The sequence below is a fragment of the Agromyces sp. NPDC127015 genome (assembly GCF_042725165.1).
Taxonomy (GTDB): domain Bacteria; phylum Actinomycetota; class Actinomycetes; order Actinomycetales; family Microbacteriaceae; genus Agromyces; species Agromyces chromiiresistens.
Map to the genome: position 1 here is coordinate 1,069,449 of NZ_JBHXDI010000001.1, position 15,487 is coordinate 1,084,935.

Annotated in this window: 17 protein-coding genes; all 17 read right to left on the reverse strand. The window is 72.9% G+C overall.

The window, feature by feature from the left end; genetic code table 11:
- Positions 1-9: 9 nt before the first annotated feature.
- The 17 genes from trpA to rpoZ all read right to left on the reverse strand — a co-directional run bounded on the left by trpA (position 10) and on the right by rpoZ (position 15,430).
- Positions 10-804: a tryptophan synthase subunit alpha gene (trpA, locus tag ACFWGP_RS04960; RefSeq protein ID WP_376930240.1), complete on the reverse strand. Its 795-nt coding sequence runs from the start codon at positions 802-804 to the stop codon at positions 10-12.
- Complete coding sequence (trpB, locus tag ACFWGP_RS04965; RefSeq protein WP_275506926.1) at positions 801-2,009, reverse strand: tryptophan synthase subunit beta; 1,209 nt, start codon at positions 2,007-2,009, stop codon at positions 801-803. Before trpB ends, trpA begins: the two co-directional genes overlap by 4 nt.
- Position 2,010: 1 nt before the next feature.
- Positions 2,011-2,781, reverse strand: coding sequence for an indole-3-glycerol phosphate synthase TrpC (trpC, locus tag ACFWGP_RS04970; protein ID WP_231430915.1), 771 nt, complete (start codon positions 2,779-2,781; stop codon positions 2,011-2,013).
- The gene (locus tag ACFWGP_RS04975) at positions 2,782-3,012 is read right to left on the reverse strand and encodes a DUF6704 family protein (RefSeq protein ID WP_231430914.1); all 231 of its coding nucleotides are present in this window, start codon (positions 3,010-3,012) and stop codon (positions 2,782-2,784) included.
- 35 nt (positions 3,013-3,047) lie between these two features.
- Positions 3,048-3,692, reverse strand: a complete 645-nt coding sequence (locus ACFWGP_RS04980; protein ID WP_275506925.1) for a Trp biosynthesis-associated membrane protein — start codon at positions 3,690-3,692, stop codon at positions 3,048-3,050.
- Entirely contained in the window at positions 3,689-5,212 is a 1,524-nt protein-coding gene (locus ACFWGP_RS04985; protein WP_231430912.1) for an anthranilate synthase component I, read from the reverse strand. Before ACFWGP_RS04985 ends, ACFWGP_RS04980 begins: the two co-directional genes overlap by 4 nt.
- 42 nt (positions 5,213-5,254) lie before the next feature.
- On the reverse strand, positions 5,255-5,644 hold the full coding sequence (gene hisI, locus ACFWGP_RS04990; RefSeq protein WP_231430911.1) for a phosphoribosyl-AMP cyclohydrolase: 390 nt from the start codon (positions 5,642-5,644) through the stop codon (positions 5,255-5,257).
- Entirely contained in the window at positions 5,641-6,402 is a 762-nt protein-coding gene (hisF, locus tag ACFWGP_RS04995; protein WP_231430910.1) for an imidazole glycerol phosphate synthase subunit HisF, read from the reverse strand. Before hisF ends, hisI begins: the two co-directional genes overlap by 4 nt.
- A 9-nt stretch (positions 6,403-6,411) precedes the next feature.
- A complete protein-coding gene (gene hisG, locus ACFWGP_RS05000; protein ID WP_231430909.1) occupies positions 6,412-7,254 on the reverse strand; it encodes an ATP phosphoribosyltransferase in 843 nt (280 codons plus the stop codon).
- A gap of 43 nt (positions 7,255-7,297) precedes the next feature.
- Complete coding sequence (locus ACFWGP_RS05005; RefSeq protein WP_157424159.1) at positions 7,298-7,561, reverse strand: phosphoribosyl-ATP diphosphatase; 264 nt, start codon at positions 7,559-7,561, stop codon at positions 7,298-7,300.
- 29 nt (positions 7,562-7,590) lie between these two features.
- Entirely contained in the window at positions 7,591-8,250 is a 660-nt protein-coding gene (gene rpe / locus ACFWGP_RS05010; protein WP_275506922.1) for a ribulose-phosphate 3-epimerase, read from the reverse strand.
- A 67-nt stretch (positions 8,251-8,317) separates the two neighbouring features.
- Positions 8,318-9,733 (reverse strand): RsmB/NOP family class I SAM-dependent RNA methyltransferase, encoded by a 1,416-nt coding sequence (locus ACFWGP_RS05015; protein WP_376930241.1) that lies wholly within the window; start codon positions 9,731-9,733, stop codon positions 8,318-8,320.
- Between the two features lie 43 nt (positions 9,734-9,776).
- The gene (fmt, locus tag ACFWGP_RS05020; RefSeq protein WP_376930431.1) at positions 9,777-10,709 is read right to left on the reverse strand and encodes a methionyl-tRNA formyltransferase; all 933 of its coding nucleotides are present in this window, start codon (positions 10,707-10,709) and stop codon (positions 9,777-9,779) included.
- 58 nt (positions 10,710-10,767) lie between these two features.
- Positions 10,768-12,726: a primosomal protein N' gene (locus ACFWGP_RS05025; protein WP_231430907.1), complete on the reverse strand. Its 1,959-nt coding sequence runs from the start codon at positions 12,724-12,726 to the stop codon at positions 10,768-10,770.
- Position 12,727: 1 nt separating this feature from the next.
- On the reverse strand, positions 12,728-13,921 hold the full coding sequence (gene metK / locus ACFWGP_RS05030; RefSeq protein WP_231430906.1) for a methionine adenosyltransferase: 1,194 nt from the start codon (positions 13,919-13,921) through the stop codon (positions 12,728-12,730).
- Positions 13,918-15,159 (reverse strand): bifunctional phosphopantothenoylcysteine decarboxylase/phosphopantothenate--cysteine ligase CoaBC, encoded by a 1,242-nt coding sequence (gene coaBC / locus ACFWGP_RS05035; RefSeq protein ID WP_275506921.1) that lies wholly within the window; start codon positions 15,157-15,159, stop codon positions 13,918-13,920. Before coaBC ends, metK begins: the two co-directional genes overlap by 4 nt.
- A gap of 13 nt (positions 15,160-15,172) precedes the next feature.
- Positions 15,173-15,430: a DNA-directed RNA polymerase subunit omega gene (gene rpoZ, locus ACFWGP_RS05040; protein WP_231430904.1), complete on the reverse strand. Its 258-nt coding sequence runs from the start codon at positions 15,428-15,430 to the stop codon at positions 15,173-15,175.
- Positions 15,431-15,487: the final 57 nt, after the last annotated feature.

A 15,487-nucleotide genomic window follows, 5' to 3' on the forward strand; every position in this document is an offset into this window, starting at 1 on the left:
CTGGATCGATCACTCGGGTCGAGTGCCGCGTGCGAGCTCCGCGGCGAGGTCGCCCGCCCCGCGGACCCCGCCGTCGGCGAGGGCCTTCACGAGCGCCGAGCCCACGATCGCGCCCTCGGCGTACTCGAGCACCTCGGCGACCTGCGCGGCCGTCGAGATGCCGACGCCCACGCAGCTGGCGGGCGCACCGGCGGCCTGCAGGCGCTCGACGACGCCACGCGCCGCACGGTCGACATCGGCGCGCGCACCGGTGATGCCCATGGTCGACACGGCGTACACGAAGCCCCGGCTCGCCTCCACCACGCGCGCGATGCGCGCATCGGTCGACGTCGGTGCCGCGAGGAAGACCCGGTCGAGCCCGGTTCGCTCGGATGCGGCGATCCACTCGGCGCCTTCGTCGGGGATCAGGTCGGGCGTGATGAGGCCTGCTCCCCCGGCGGCGGCGAGGTCGTCGGCGAACCGCTCGACGCCGTACTGCACGACGGGATTCCAGTACGTCATGACGAGCACCGGAGCGTCGACCCGCTCGGTGATGCGCCGGACGGCCTCGAAGCCGTCGGCGAGGCGGAAGCCGTTCGCGAGCGCCTGCTGGGTCGCCGCCTGGATCACCGGGCCGTCCATCACGGGATCGGAGTACGGCAGGCCCAGTTCGAGCGCGTCGACGCCGTTCTCGACGAGGGCGACGGCGGCCTCGACGCTCTCGTCGAGTGTCGGGAATCCGACCGGGAGGTACCCGATGAGGGCTCCGGATGCCTCGACGTTGCGCCGAGCGATGACCGGGCCGACCGTGCTGCGGGCGCTCATTCGCCGGCCTCCTCGTCGTAGAGCTCGAAGTACCGCGCCGCGGTGTCCATGTCCTTGTCGCCGCGGCCGGAGAGGTTCACGAGGATCGTCGCGCCGTCGCCGAGCTCGCGACCGAGCTCGAGTGCGCCCGCGAGCGCGTGCGACGACTCGATGGCCGGGATGATGCCCTCGGTGCGGGTGAGCAGGCGCAGCGCCTGCATCGCAGCGTCGTCGGTGACCGGGCGGTACTCGGCCCGCCCGATGGCGGCGAGCCAGGAGTGCTCGGGTCCGACGCCGGGGTAGTCGAGTCCTGCCGAGATCGAGTGCGATTCGATCGTCTGGCCGTCTTCGTCCTGCAGGAGGTAGCTGCGGGCGCCGTGCAGCACACCGGGCCGGCCCATCGTGATGGTGGCCGCGTGCCGCTCAGTGTCGACGCCCTCGCCGCCGGCCTCGAAGCCGTAGAGGCCGACGCCCTCGTCGTCGAGGAAGGCGTGGAAGATCCCGATCGCGTTCGAGCCGCCGCCGACGCACGCCGCCACCGCCGTCGGCAGCGAACCCGTGAGGTCGAGCACCTGCTGGCGGGCCTCCTCGCCGATGATCTTCTGGAAGTCGCGCACCATCTCGGGGAACGGGTGGGGGCCGGCGACCGTGCCGAAGATGTAGTTCGTCGTCTCGACGTTCGTGACCCAGTCCCGCATCGCCTCGTTGATCGCGTCCTTCAGCGTGCGCGAGCCCGCCGTGACCGCGACGACCTCGGCGCCGAGCAGGCGCATGCGGGCCACGTTGAGGGCCTGCCGCTCGGTGTCGACCTCGCCCATGTAGATGGTGCAGTCGAGCCCGAAGAGGGCCGCCGCCGTCGCCGTCGCGACGCCGTGCTGGCCGGCACCGGTCTCGGCGATCACGCGCTGCTTGCCGATGCGCTTCGTGAGCAGCGCCTGCCCGAGCACGTTGTTGATCTTGTGCGAGCCCGTGTGGTTCAGGTCTTCGCGCTTCAGGATGATGCGCGCACCACCGGCGTGCTTCGCGAACCGCGGCACCTCGGTGATGATCGACGGCCGGCCCGTGTAGCTCCGGCCGAGCTCCGCGAGTTCGGCGCCGAACGCCGGATCGAGCTTCGCGAGGTCGTACGCCTCACCCAGTTCGTCGAGGGCGGCCACGAGGGACTCGGGCACGAAGCGCCCGCCGAAGTCGCCGAAGTACGGACCGGTCTGCGCTCTGAGCGCCATGTCACACCGCCAGGAATGCTGAGAGATTGGCAATCGGGTCGCCCGTGACGAGCGCCTCACCCACGAGCACGACGTCGGCGCCCGAAGAGCGGTAGTGCGCGACGTCGGCCGGTGAGAGCACCGCCGACTCTGCGACACGGATCGCGTCGGCCGGGAATCGGTCGGCCAGTCGGCCGAACAGGTCGCGATCGAGTTCGAAGGTCGAGAGGTCGCGGGCGTTCACGCCGATCAGGCGTGCGCCGAGCGCGGCGGCCCGATCGAGCTCGTCGGCCGAGTGCGTCTCGACGAGCGGCGTCATGCCGAGCTCGACGATGAGGTCGAAGAGCTCGCGCAGCACCCGGTCGTCGAGCGCGGCCACGATCAGCAGCACGAGGTCCGCACCGGCGGCGCGAGCCTCGAACACCTGATACGGCGTCGCGATGAAGTCCTTCCGCAGCACCGGGAGCGCGACCGCGGCGCGCACGGCCTCGAGGTCGGCGAGCGATCCGCCGAACTTGCGCTGCTCCGTGAGCACGCTGATCGCGCTCGCGCCACCGAGCTCGTAGCTGCGCGCGAGCGCAGCAGGGTCGGCGATCGCGGCGAGCGAGCCGCGCGAGGGGCTCGAGCGCTTGATCTCGGCGATGACCTTGACGTGCGACGCCGGCCGGAGGGCGGCCAGGGCGTCGAGTGCGGCCGGGCGAGCCATGGCGGCGGCCTCGACCTCGTCGAGCGGACGCGTCTCACGGCGCGCGAGCGCGTCGGCGACCGCGTTCGCCGTCAGCTCGGCCAGCACCTAGTGCGCCTTCTCAGCGACCTTCGCGCCGCCGACACCGTAGCCGGCACGGGCAAGCACCCAGCCGACGATGAGGCCGACGACGAGGAGTCCTGCCGACGCCCAGACGAGCCACTGCACGTCGAGGAAGAACGCGACCGTGCCGATCACGAACGCGATGAGCATGATGGTGACGGAGGTCCACGCCGCGGGCGAGTGTCCGTGGCCGGGATCTGCGGTCTCAATGCTCATGATGCTCCTTCGTGCGGGGGTTTTCGCCCGCAAGTCTAGCGGGTCGGTTCGGGGCCGGTCGTGTCATCGGTCGGGTCGTCGCCCCGGCTGAGCTCGTCCCAGTCGTCGACGGCGCGCTCGGCCGCGCCGCGCTCGACGGCGGGTGCGCCGTCGGCGGGTTCGAGGCCGCTGCGGTAGCGGCGGGAGGATCCGGGCCAGCGGGTCCCTGTGGCGAGCACGAGTCCTCCGGCGGCGGCGACGAGCACGCCGCCGACGAGGGCGACGGCGGGCCAGGCGGTCGCCACGGCGGCGCCCACGAGCTCGGCCGTCGGTCCGTCGCCGGCGACGCCCGTCGCCTCGGTGACCGACGCCGAGACGGCGGCCACGGGGTCGGCGAGTGCGAGCCAGGCGGCGAGCACGAGGCATCCGCCCAGCACGATCTCGAGCACGCCGAGCACGACCCTGATCGCGGGACCGGCGAGGGCGAGCGCCGCGGCGAGGGCGAGGCCGGCGAGGCCGAGCGCGGCCAGCGCCGGGGAGGCGACGCTGCCGGGTACCGCGATGACCTCGGCGTTCACGTGCGCGCCGGTGCCGCTCGCGAGGACGAGGCCGAACCAGGTCTGGCTCCACGCCAGCAGGGCGAGGCCCGATCCGACCACGGAGGCGATGATCGCGGGGAGCTTCATGCGGGCGCGGCTCACGACTCCACCCTCCGCATCGCGTTGGCGACGGCGACGGCCCGAAGCGGCGCGGCCGCCTTGTTGCGCGACTCCTCGAACTCGCTCGCGGGGTCGGAGTCCGCGACGAGGCCCGCACCCGCCTGCACGCGGGCGACACCCCCCGAGATCGCCGCCGTGCGGATCGCGATCGCGAGGTCGGCGTCGCCGCCGAATCCGAAGTACCCGACCACTCCCCCGTACAGTCCGCGCTGGGCGGGTTCGAGCTCGTCGATGATCTCGAGCGCCCGCGGCTTCGGCGCGCCGGAGAGGGTGCCGGCGGGGAACGTCGCCCGGAACACCTCGATCGCGTTCACACCGGGCTCGAGGTCGCCCTCCACCGAGGACACGAGGTGCATGATGTGGCTGAACCGCTCGACCCGCATGAACTCGGTCACCTCGACCGAGCCGGCTGCGCAGACCTTCGCGAGGTCGTTGCGCGCGAGGTCGACGAGCATGAGGTGCTCGGCCTGCTCCTTCGGGTCGGCGACGAGCGCCGCCTCGAGGTCGGCGTCCTCCTCGGGGGTCGCACCGCGGGGCTTGGATCCCGCGATCGGGTGCGTGAAGACGCGTCCGTGCTGCACCTTGACGAGGGCCTCGGGCGACGACCCGACGATCCAGTAGGGCTCGCCCGCTGCATCCTCGAGGTGGAGGTAGTACATGTAGGGGCTCGGGTTGAGGCTGCGCAGCACCCGGTAGACGTCGAGCGCCGGCGCGGTCGCCTCGTGCTCGAATCGCTGGGAGATGACGACCTGGAAGACGTCGCCGTCGCGGATGAAGTCCTTCGACCGGTCCACCGCCGCCAGGAAGTCGGCCTCTGCGGTGCGATGCGTCGGCGTCGCGGCCCGGGCGAGGTCGATCTCGGCCAGCCACGCCTCCGCCGGGGTGGCGAGGCCCCGCTGCATGCGGTCGAGGCGCTCCTGCGCGTCGTCCCACAGCTCGCGGGCGTCGGCGCCGGTGTCGTTCAGCACCGAGGCGATGAGCTGCACGGTGCCCGTGCGGTGGTCGATGACCACGAGCTCGGCGACGAACGCGAACGCCTGCCCAGGGATCGAGGACTCGGCCGGCGGCCGGTCGGGCAGGTGCTCGATCTGGCGCACCGCCTCCCAGCCGATGAAGCCGACGAGGCCGCCGGTCAGCGGCGGCGCGCCCGGCACGTCCTCCGTGCGCCAGCGCTCGAACAGCGCCTCGAGCGCCGCGAGCGGCGGCAGCCGGGATGCCTCGCCGAGCGCCCGCTCCGCCGACAGCCCGTGGTCGTGCCATTCGACGCGGTCGTCGTGCTCGGTGATGACGCCGTACGACGAGACGCCGACGAACGAGTAGCGCGACCAGATGCCGCCCTGCTCCGCGGACTCGAGCAGGAAGGTGCCCGGGCGCCCCTCGGCGAGCTTGCGGTAGATGCCGACCGGGGTCTCGCCGTCGGCGAAGAGCTCGCGCACGACGGGCACCACCCGACGGCCGGCGAGCAGGCCCGAGAACTCGTCGAAGGTCGTCGTGGCGGTCATCGTGTCTCCTCGTCGCGTGTGTCGGTCGGGGTGGCCGGTCCGTCAGCCGACAGGCGCCGGATCATCGGGAAGCCGCCCCTGCACGACGTCGATCGGGTCGCCGTCGAAGCAGGTGCGGGTGCCCGTGTGGCAGGCCGCACCGATCTGCTCGACCTTCACGAGCAGGGTGTCTGCGTCGCAGTCGAGCGCGGCCGAGCGCACGTACTGGGCGTGGCCCGACGTGTCGCCCTTGCGCCAGTACTCCTGGCGCGAGCGCGACCAGAACGTGACCCGGCCCTCCGTGAGCGTGCGGCGCAGCGCCTCGCGGTCCATCCAGCCGAGCATGAGCATCTCGCCGGTGTCCCACTGCTGGATCACGGCGGGCAGGAGCCCCTGATCATTGAAGACGGCACGTTCGAGCGCCTGCTCCGCGGTCGACGGGTTCTCGTTCATCGCACGATCCTTCCGTCGGCCGCGAGCGCCTGCTTGACCTCGCCGATCGTCAGCTCGCCGTTGTGGAAGACCGAGGCCGCGAGCACCGCGTCGGCGCCCGCTGCGATCGCGGGCGGGAAGTCGGCGACGCGACCCGCGCCGCCGGAGGCGATGACGGGCACCGTCGACAGCTCGTGCATGAGGGCGGTGAGCTCGAGGTCGAAGCCCTGCTTCGTGCCGTCGGCGTCGATCGAGTTCACGAGCAGCTCGCCGGCGCCGAGCCCGATCGCACGCCGGGCCCACTCGAGCGCGTCGAGGTCGGTCTCGGTGCGGCCGCCGTGGGTCGTCACGACGAAGCCCGACTCGGTGCGTTCGGATCGCTTGACGTCGAGCGACAGCACGCAGACCTGCGCGCCGAAGCGGTCGGCGATCTCGGCCACGAGCGCGGGCCGGGCGATCGCCGCGCTGTTCACGCCGATCTTGTCGGCGCCGTGGCCGAGCAGCCGCGCGACGTCGTCGGTCGAGCGCACGCCGCCGCCGACGGTGAGCGGGATGAACACCTGCTCGGCGACGCGCTGCACCATGTCGTAGGTCGTCGACCGGTCGTCGACCGTCGCGGTCACGTCGAGGAACGTCAGCTCGTCGGCGCCCTGTTCGGCATAGCGGGCGGCGAGCTCGACGGGGTCTCCGGCATCGCGCAGGTTCTGGAAGTTGACGCCCTTCACGACGCGGCCGGCGGCGACGTCGAGGCACGGGATCACGCGGACGGCGAGGCTCATGCGCTCACCTCACAACCGTGCCGCGTGGATGGCGCTCACGAGGATCGCACGAGCGCCGAGGGCGTAGAGCTCGTCCATCACGTGGTTCATGTCGACGCGCGGGATCATGACGCGCACGGCGACCCACTCGGGGTCGTGCAGGGGCGACACCGTCGGCGACTCGAAGCCGGGCGCCGCAGCGGTCGCCTGCTCGAGGTGCTCGACCGGCACGTCGTAGTCGAGGAGCACGTACTGCCGGGCGACGAGGACGCCCTGGAGGCGCCGCAGCAGCGTCGCCGCGCCGGGCTTGTCGACGCCCGAGCCGATGAGCACCGCCTCGGACTCGAGGATGACGGGCCCGAAGATCTCGAGCCCGGCCTGACGCAGGGTCGCACCCGTCGACACGACGTCGGCGACCGCGTCGGCCACGCCGAGCCGCACGGCCGACTCGACCGCGCCGTCGAGCTTCACGAGCTTCGACGGGGTGACGCCCCGGCCCGTGAGGAAGGCGCCGACGAGGCCGGGATAGCTCGTCGCGACGCGGACGCCCTCGAGGTCGCCGAGCTCGGCGAACCGGCCGGCCGGGCCTGCGAACCGGAAGGTCGAGTCGCCGAAACCGAGCGGGGCGATCTCCGAGGCATCCGACCCGGAGTCGAGCAGGAGGTCGCGACCGGTGATGCCGACGTCGAGCGCGCCCGACCCGACGTAGGTCGCGATGTCGCGCGGCCGCAGGTAGAAGAACTCCACCCCGTTCCGCGGGTCGGCGGTGTGCAGGTCGCGCTGGTCCCGGCGACCGGTGTACCCGGCCTCCCACAGCATCTGCGCGGCGGTCTCGGCGAGCGAACCCTTGTTGGGCACGGCGATTCTGAGCATGTCTGAGCTTTCGTGTCGACGGAACTGATCGGGCATGGCGCGATCAGAGATGTCGGTACACGTCGGCCGGCGAGAGCCCCTTCGCGAGCATGAGCACCTGCAGGTGGTAGAGCAGCTGCGAGATCTCTTCGGCCGTCTCGGCGTCGCTCTGGTACTCGGCGGCCATCCACACCTCGGCGGCCTCTTCGACGATCTTCTTGCCGATGGCGTGCACGCCGGCGTCGAGCTCGCGCACGGTGCCGGAACCCTCTGGGCGGGTGCGGGCCTTGTCGCTCAGCTCGACGAAGAGTTCGTCGAAGGTCTTCACGCTCACAGACTACCGGTGGCGGCGAGGGGTCAGTGCGCGTGGGTCGCTGCGGCGGCCCGCAGGGCGGCGATCTGGTCCTCGGGGATGCCGCGGAACACCGCCGAGCCGGCGACGAACGTGTCGGCCCCCGCCTCGGCCGCGATGCCGATCGTGTCGACCGTGACGCCGCCGTCGACCTGCAGCCACACGTCGAGGCCGCGAGCGCGAACGGCGTCGGCCACGCGCCGCAGCTTCGGCATGGTCTCGGGCATGAACGACTGCCCGCCGAACCCCGGCTCGACCGTCATCACGAGCACCTGGTCGAACTCGTGCAGGACCTCGAGGAGAGGCTCGGCCTCGGTCCCGGGCTTCAGTGCGATGCCGGCTCGGGCCCCGATCTCGCGCAGGCGGCGAGCGACGGCGACGGGATCGCTTGCGGCCTCGACATGGAACGTCACACTCGCAGCGCCCAGCTCCGCGTAGCCGGGCGCCCAGCGGTCGGGATCGTCGATCATGAGGTGCACGTCGAGCGGGATCGGGCTCGTCGCCTGGATGCGCTCGACCATCTGCGGACCGAACGTGAGGTTCGGCACGAAGTGGTTGTCCATGACGTCGACGTGCACCAGGTCGGCGGTCGCGATGCGGGTGAGCTCGTGCTCGATGTTCGCGAAGTCGGCGGCCAGGATGCTCGGGTTGATGCGCGTCGTCATGGGCAGCAGCCTAGCCAGCGGCGGGATGCCTCGTGCCGGCGCCGACCTCGGCCGCGTGGTGCCGCCCTCAGGCGCTGCGGCGGACGAGCGCGATGAACATGGCGTCGGTGCCGTGCCGGTGCGGCCACAGCTGCACGGTCTCGGCGTCGCCGGCGAGATCGAGCTGCTCGCGCGCGACCGACTGCAGCACCGCGCGCGTGTCGAGCTGCTCGAGCTCGGGGTGGCGCTGCAGCCCCGCGCGGAGGGTGCCGCGCGTCTCGGCGGTGTGCGGCGAGCAGGTGACGTAGGCGAGGACGCCGCCGGGTGCGAGCAGGCGCACGGCATGGTCGAACAGCTCGCCCTGGAGCCTCGTGAGCTCGGGCACGTCGGCGGGCTGCTTGCGCCAGCGTGCTTCCGGCCGGCGCCGGAGCGCGCCGAGTCCGGTGCACGGCGCATCGAGCAGGATGCGATCGAAGCCGCCCTCCGCACCGAGTGCGACGGCCGCGGTCTCGCGTCCGTCGCCGACGGCGACGTGGACCTCGAGCGGGACGCCGGCGATCGCGCGGCGCACGAGTTCTGCCCGGGCGGGCACGAGTTCGTTGGCGACGAGCGTCGCATCGGCGGCGAGCGCCTCCGCCGCGAGGATCGCGGTCTTGCCCCCGGGGCCGGCGCAGAGATCGAGCCAACGCTCCCCCGGACGGACCGGCGCCGCCCTCGTGAGGGCGAGTGCTGCGAGCTGCGACCCTTCGTCCTGCACGCGGACGCGGCCCTCGTGCGCGGCGACGAGGGCGAGCGGCCGGTCGGCCGTGAAGCCGATCGGCGAGAAACGGTTCGGGGTGCCGAGCGCCGCGGCATCCTCGTCGCCGAGACCCGGCAGGGCGACGAGGTTCACCCGCGGAGCGGCGTTGTCGGCCTCGAGCAGGTCATCGACTTCGTCGGCGCGACCTTCGCCGTCGAGCGCGGCGCGCAGGGCGCGCACGACCCACTCGGGGTGGGAGGCGAGCACGGCCGTGCGGGCGTCGCCGTCGTACTCGGCGGCGACCGCGTCGCGCCACTCCTCGGCGCTCGTGCGCGAGATCGTGCGGAGCACGCCGTTCACGAACCCGCTCGCCGTCGGCGCGACGCGCTTCGCGATGACGACCTGCTCGTTGACGGCCGCGTGCGTGGGCACCCGAGTCGAGAGCAGCTGGTGCACGCCGAGGCGGAGCACGTCGAGCACGGGCGGGTCGATGCGGTCGACGGGACGGCCCGCGGCGATCGCGATGACCGCGTCGTAGAAGCCCAGCATCCGGAGGGTCCCGTACGTGAGCTCGGTCGCGAGCGCGGCGTCGGCCTCGGTCAGACGGGAGCGCTCGATGCGATTCGGCAGCAGCAGGTTGGCGTACGCCTCGTCGTCGCGGACGGCCTCGAGCACCTCGAATGCGACGATGCGCGGCGGCGACACCCTGACCTGCGCGGGTGCGCGTCTGCGGTCGGGCGTGCGGGAGCGGCGTTCGTCGTTCACCCGTCAACTGTACGCGGCGCCGGCCCGGCCCGGCGATGCGCCACTACTCGAGCGTGCGCGTCTCCGGCGCGAGTCCGCGTGCCCAATCGGCCCCGGCCATCGCGCCCTTGCCTGCGGGCTGCACGCGCACGAGCTCGACGGGCTCGGTCGCGGTGCCGACGAGCACGCGCCGGCGCTCGGGGCGCAGCTCGCCGGGGGCGAGCACGCCCTGCTCCCCCGCCTGCCCGAACTCGACCGGCCGCGCCTCGAGCACCTTGAGCCGTTCGCCGCCGATCGTCGTCCACGCACCCGGTTCGGGGGTCACCCCGCGGTACCTCGCGAGCACCGCGCGTGCGTCACCCGTCCAGTCGAGGCGGCCGTCGTCGATCGTGAGCTTCGGCGCGAAGCTCGGCTCGCCCGCCTGCGGCACCGCGACCGCCGTGCCGCCGGCGATGCCGTCGACCACCGCGGCGAGCACCTCGGCCCCCTCGTCGGCGAGCAGCTCGAGGGCGCCGCCGGCGGTCAGCCCGTCGGCGGCCGGGCGCCGGTGCACCGCGAAGACGTCGCCCGCGTCGAGCTCGGGCACCAGCTGGAAGACGGATGCCGCGAACTCGGCGTCGCCGGCGATGATCGAGTGCTGCACGGGAGCGGCCCCGCGCCAGGCGGGAAGCGCCGAGAAATGCAGGTTGATCCACCCGTGTCGCGGCAGCGAGAGCAGCGGCTCGCGCACGAGGCCGCCGTACGCGACGATGACGCCCAGATCGGGACGGAGCGCCTCGATGCCGGCCGTCGCCGCGTCGTCGAGCCGAGCGGCCTTCACGACGGGAAGCCCCAGCCGCTCGGCCGCGGCCGCCACCGGCGACGGCGTGAGCACTCGCTTGCGGCCGAGCGGGGCGTCGGGCCGCGTGACGACGCCGACGATCTCGTGGGGGCCCGCGGCGAGGCGTTCGAGGCTGGGCACGGCCGGGGCGGGCGTTCCGGCGAAGACGAGGCGCAGGGTGTTCACCCGGCCATTCTTCCGGATCCCGACGACGGGCTCGCTCGGCGACGTGCGGCTACGGCACGTCGGGATCGTCGAAGCGGACGCGCAGCACCCGGGGCCGGCGGGGCGGGCGACCGCCCACCGGTCGGCGCCGTTCGGTCGCGACCGTGATCATCTCGGCCCGCAGCGCCTTCGCGACGGCGTTGCCCGCACCGTAGTCGAAGCGGACGATCGCCCGCTCGAGGTCTTCTTCGGCGGGGGTCGGACCGAGCACGTCGACGCCGGGGGCGGCCGCCTTCGACGCGGTGATCGCCCGCTCGACGCCCGCGTGCGGGGCGGTGACGCTCGCCACCCGCACCGCGGGCGGGAATCGCAGCGCCCGGCGGGCGGCGAGCTCGGTGCCGGCCCATTCCAGCTGGCGCCAGCCGGCGAGCGTCTGCGCGAGCGCGCCCGCGACGCCGACGAGGAAGACTGGTGCGCCCGGCGCGGCGAGGGCCGCGGCGTTCGACCACCAGCGCAGGCAGTCCTCCGCGACGCGGAGCGATTCGCGCAGCAGCATCCGCTCGCCGTCGAGGAGCAGCACCGCACGATATCCACCGTCGGCGATGGGTTCGGCCCCGCGGGTCGCGACGACGAGTGCCGGTTCTGGACCGACCCGCAGCACGGGGCGCTCGCCGTCGGAGAGCACGACCTTCGCCCGAGGGAAGGCTCGCCCGAGCTCGTCGGCGGTGCGGGTTGCTCCGACGGTCGCGGCGCGGAGCTTCGTCGACTCGCAGACGGGACACGTCCAGGAGGCGGCGCTCGCGCCGCAGAGCGTGCAGCGCGGGACACCGCCCGACCGCGGCACGGCGAGGCCGCCGCCGCAGGCGGCGCACCGGGCGGGTTCGCGGCAGCGGTCGCACACGAGCATCGGCGTGTGCCCGGGACGGGCGACCTGCACGAGGACGGGGCCCTCCCGCACGGCCTCCTGCGCCTGACGCCACGCGGTCGACGGGATGCGCGCCGACCCCGGCTCGGGGCTCGACTGCTGCTCGGTCAGGATGACTCGGGGCCGGGTGTGCCGGTGCGACGCGACGTGGCGCACCCAGCCGATCTCGACGAGCCGTTCGACTTCGACGCTTCGCGTGTGGCCGAGGAAGATCAGCGCGGCACCCGACTGCTCCTGGCGGATGAGCGCCGCGTCGCGCGGGTGGACCCCCGGTGACAGCGGCTCGTGCTGGAGCGCGTCGCCGTCGTCCCACATCGCGATGAGCCCGAGGCGCGCGGCAGGTGCGTACACCGTCGACCGGTTGCCGATGATGATGCGAGCCGCGTCGCCGGTCGCGTCGAGGAAGGCCCGGAAGCGCGCGCCGCCCGATTGCCTGGCGTCGGTGCGCAGCACCCGTCTCGGGTCGACGACGGCGGCCAGCGCCGCCTCGAGCTGCTCCTGGTCGCGGTAGTCGGGCACGATGACGAGGCTCGACCGGTCGCCCGCGAGCGTGCGCGCGGCAGCCTGCGCGAGCGTGACCGCCCATGCCCCGACCCACTCGCCGTTCGGCAGTCGCACCGGTCGCGGGTCGGCGGCGAGCGACAAGCGCTCCCCGGCCGCGATGCCCGCCTCGACGGCACCGGGTTCGAAGCCGCCGACGGCGACGGCCTCGGAAGGCAACGGGCCGGCATCGGGTTCGGCGGCACGCCACGCGCGCTCGACCCGCACATACCGGCTCGGGATCGCGAGGCGCAGGATGTCGCTCGCATTGCCCGCGGCACGGTCGGCTGCCGCGCGGGCGAGCCTCCAGACGTCGGGCGTCAGCAGCGGCACCTCGGACACGACATCGTCGACGTCGGAGAGACGGCCCTCGTACTCGCTCGACGCGGCGAGCTCGACGAGCCAGCCGTCGGCGATCCGCCCCCCGGAACGCAGCGGAACCCGGACCCGGACGCCGGGCCGGGCGGCCTCGGCGAGGCGATCGGGCACGCGGTAGTCGAAGAGCTGGTCGAGCTGCGGCAGCGGCGAGTCGACGAGCACCCTGGCGACCGGGCCGCCCGTCACCTCAGAGCCCGGCGGCCGTGCGGAGATCGGCGACGCGGTCGAGCCGCTCCCACGTGAAGTCGGGCAGCTCACGGCCGAAGTGGCCGTAGGCGGCGGTCTGCGCGTAGATCGGGCGGAGCAGGTCGAGGTCGCGGATGATCGCGGCCGGGCGCAGGTCGAACACCTCGCGGATCGCCGCGATGATCTGCTCGTCGGGCAGCGCACCGGTGCCGAACGTCTCGACGTAGAGACCGACCGGCGAGGCCTTGCCGATCGCGTAGGCGACCTGCAGCTCGAGTCGGTCCGCGAGCCCCGCCGCGACGGCGTTCTTCGCGACCCAGCGCATCGCGTACGCCGCCGATCGGTCGACCTTCGACGGGTCCTTGCCGCTGAAGGCGCCGCCGCCGTGCCGGCTCGCGCCGCCGTAGGTGTCGATGATGATCTTGCGGCCGGTGAGACCCGCGTCGCCCTGCGGCCCGCCGATCTCGAAGCGGCCGGTCGGGTTGATGAGCACCGCGAGCTCGGGGCGGGCCAGTTCGACGGTGTCGAGCACCGGGCGGATGACGAGCTCTTCGACCTCTGCGCGCAACTGCTCGTTGGAGACCGCCGGCGAGTGCTGCGTCGAGAGCACGACGGTCTCGATCGTCTTCGGCACCTGGCCGTCGTAGCCGACGGTGACCTGGGTCTTGCCGTCGGGGCGCAGGTAGTCGAGCTCGCCGGCCTTGCGCACCTGCGCGAGCCGCTCGGCGAGGCGGTGCGCGAGCCAGATGGGCACCGGCATGAGCTCGGGCGTCTCGCGGGTCGCGTAGCCGAACATGATGCCCTGGTCGCCCGCGCCCTGCCGGTCGAGCGCGTCTTCGCTCGAACGCTCGCGCGCCTCGAAGGCGTGGTCGACCCCCTGCGCGATGTCGGGCGACTGGCCGCCGATCGACACCGAGACGCCGCAGGAGCGACCGTCGAACCACACGTCCGAGGAGTCGTACCCGATCGACGTGACCCGCTCGCGGACGATCGCGGGGATCTCGACGTAGCCCGAGGTCGTGACCTCGCCCGCGACGTGCACGAGGCCGGTCGTCACGAGCGTCTCGACCGCGACGCGGCTGTGCGGGTCGACCGCCAGCAGTGCGTCGAGGATCGAGTCGGAGATCTGGTCGCAGATCTTGTCGGGATGCCCCTCGGTCACGGACTCGGAGGTGAACAGTCGGAGGGCGCTCATGCGGGGTCGGCTTCTTTCGTGCGTTCGGCGGTGCTCGTCAGCTTCGAGACAACCACGTCGAGGATGCCACCGGCCACCGACGCCTTCGTTCCGTGAAGCCGTGTGACGATCGAGTCGTCGCCGTCGATGACGACGACCGCGTTCTCGTCGGTCGCGAAGCCCTCGCTCCAGCCGACCCGGTTCACGACGAGCAGGTCGGCGCCCTTGGCCCGGCGCTTGGCCCGGCCGAGTTCGAGCAGCCGGTCGTCGTCGGGCTCGGTCTCTGCGGCGAAGCCGACGAGCAGCGTGCCGTCGTGCGGTGCCGCGCCGAGGCCGGCCAGGATGTCGGGATTGCGGACGAGCTCGAGAGTGAGGCCGTCGTTCGAGGCATCCTTCTTGATCTTCGACTCGCTGACGCTCGCGGGCCGGTAGTCGGCGACCGCCGCGGCCATGACGACCGCGTCGGCGCCCTGCGCCGCCTCGGTCACCGCCGCCTGCAGTTCGAGGGCGCTCGACACGCGGCGTACGTCGCAGCCGTCGGGTTCGGCGATCTCGAGGTTCGCGGCGACGAGCGTGACGCGGGCCCCGCGGGCCCGTGCCGCCTCGGCGATCGCGACGCCCTGCTTGCCGCTCGATCGGTTGCCGAGGAAGCGCACGGGGTCGAGCGGTTCGCGCGTACCGCCGGCCGTCACGACGATGCGGCGTCCGGCGAGGTCGCCCTCTGACGGGGATGCCGCGCGCTCGAGCGCCGCCGCGACGATGACCTCGGGCTCCTCCATCCGGCCCGGTCCGCTGTCGGCGCCCGTGAGCTGGCCGACCGCCGGGCCGACGACGGTGACGCCGCGCGCCTCGAGGGTCGCGATGTTCGCCCGGGTCGCCGGGTTCCGCCACATCTCGGTGTGCATCGCCGGCGCGATCACGACCGGCGCCTCGCTCGCGAGGACCGTGTTGCCGAGCAGGTCGTCGGCGAGGCCGGCGGCGAGCTTCGCGATCGTGTTCGCCGTCGCCGGCGCGATCACGATGAGGTCGGCCGCCTGGCCGATCGCGACATGGCGCACTTCGGCGACACCCTCGTAGAGATCGGTGTGCACCGGGTTGCGCGAGATCGCCTCGAGCGTCGGGCGGCCGACGAAGCGCAGGGCTCCCTCGGTCGGCACGACGTGGACGTCGTGCCCGGCGAGCACGAGGGCCCGCACGACGCCGACGGCCTTGTACGCCGCGATGCCGCCGGTGATGCCGACGACGATGTTGAGGGTCATGCGGCCCTCGGCGTCACTCGCCGAGGGGGCGGAGCCGCAGCTTGTCTTCGTTGATCTCGTGCATGGCGACCGAGAGCGGCTTGTCGTCGATCGACGAGTCGACGAGCGGGCCGACGTTGTCGAACAGGCTGCCCTCGTGCAGGTCGGCGTAGTAGTCGTTGATCTGGCGCGCGCGCTTCGACGCGAAGATGACCAGCTGGTACTTCGAGTCGACCTTCGAGAGCAGGTCGTCGATGGGCGGGTCGATGATGCCGGACTGCTTCTCAGCCATGGAATGACTCCTTGATCGTGGGATGCGCTCGTGGCGCTCGAAAGCTCGTGGCGAGGG

Bases quoted from the DNA above. Each gene is read 5' to 3' on its own strand.
- trpA (WP_376930240.1), bottom strand. From the start codon at position 804: ATGAGCGCCCGCAGCACGGTCGGCCCGGTCATCGCTCGGCGCAACGTC.
- trpB (WP_275506926.1), bottom strand. From the start codon at position 2,009: ATGGCGCTCAGAGCGCAGACCGGTCCGTACTTCGGCGACTTCGGCGGG.
- ACFWGP_RS04975 (WP_231430914.1), bottom strand. From the start codon at position 3,012: ATGAGCATTGAGACCGCAGATCCCGGCCACGGACACTCGCCCGCGGCG.
- ACFWGP_RS04985 (WP_231430912.1), bottom strand. From the start codon at position 5,212: ATGACCGCCACGACGACCTTCGACGAGTTCTCGGGCCTGCTCGCCGGC.
- hisI (WP_231430911.1), bottom strand. From the start codon at position 5,644: ATGAACGAGAACCCGTCGACCGCGGAGCAGGCGCTCGAACGTGCCGTC.
- hisF (WP_231430910.1), bottom strand. From the start codon at position 6,402: ATGAGCCTCGCCGTCCGCGTGATCCCGTGCCTCGACGTCGCCGCCGGC.
- hisG (WP_231430909.1), bottom strand. From the start codon at position 7,254: ATGCTCAGAATCGCCGTGCCCAACAAGGGTTCGCTCGCCGAGACCGCC.
- rpe (WP_275506922.1), bottom strand. From the start codon at position 8,250: ATGACGACGCGCATCAACCCGAGCATCCTGGCCGCCGACTTCGCGAAC.
- metK (WP_231430906.1), bottom strand. From the start codon at position 13,921: ATGAGCGCCCTCCGACTGTTCACCTCCGAGTCCGTGACCGAGGGGCAT.
- coaBC (WP_275506921.1), bottom strand. From the start codon at position 15,159: ATGACCCTCAACATCGTCGTCGGCATCACCGGCGGCATCGCGGCGTAC.
- rpoZ (WP_231430904.1), bottom strand. From the start codon at position 15,430: ATGGCTGAGAAGCAGTCCGGCATCATCGACCCGCCCATCGACGACCTG.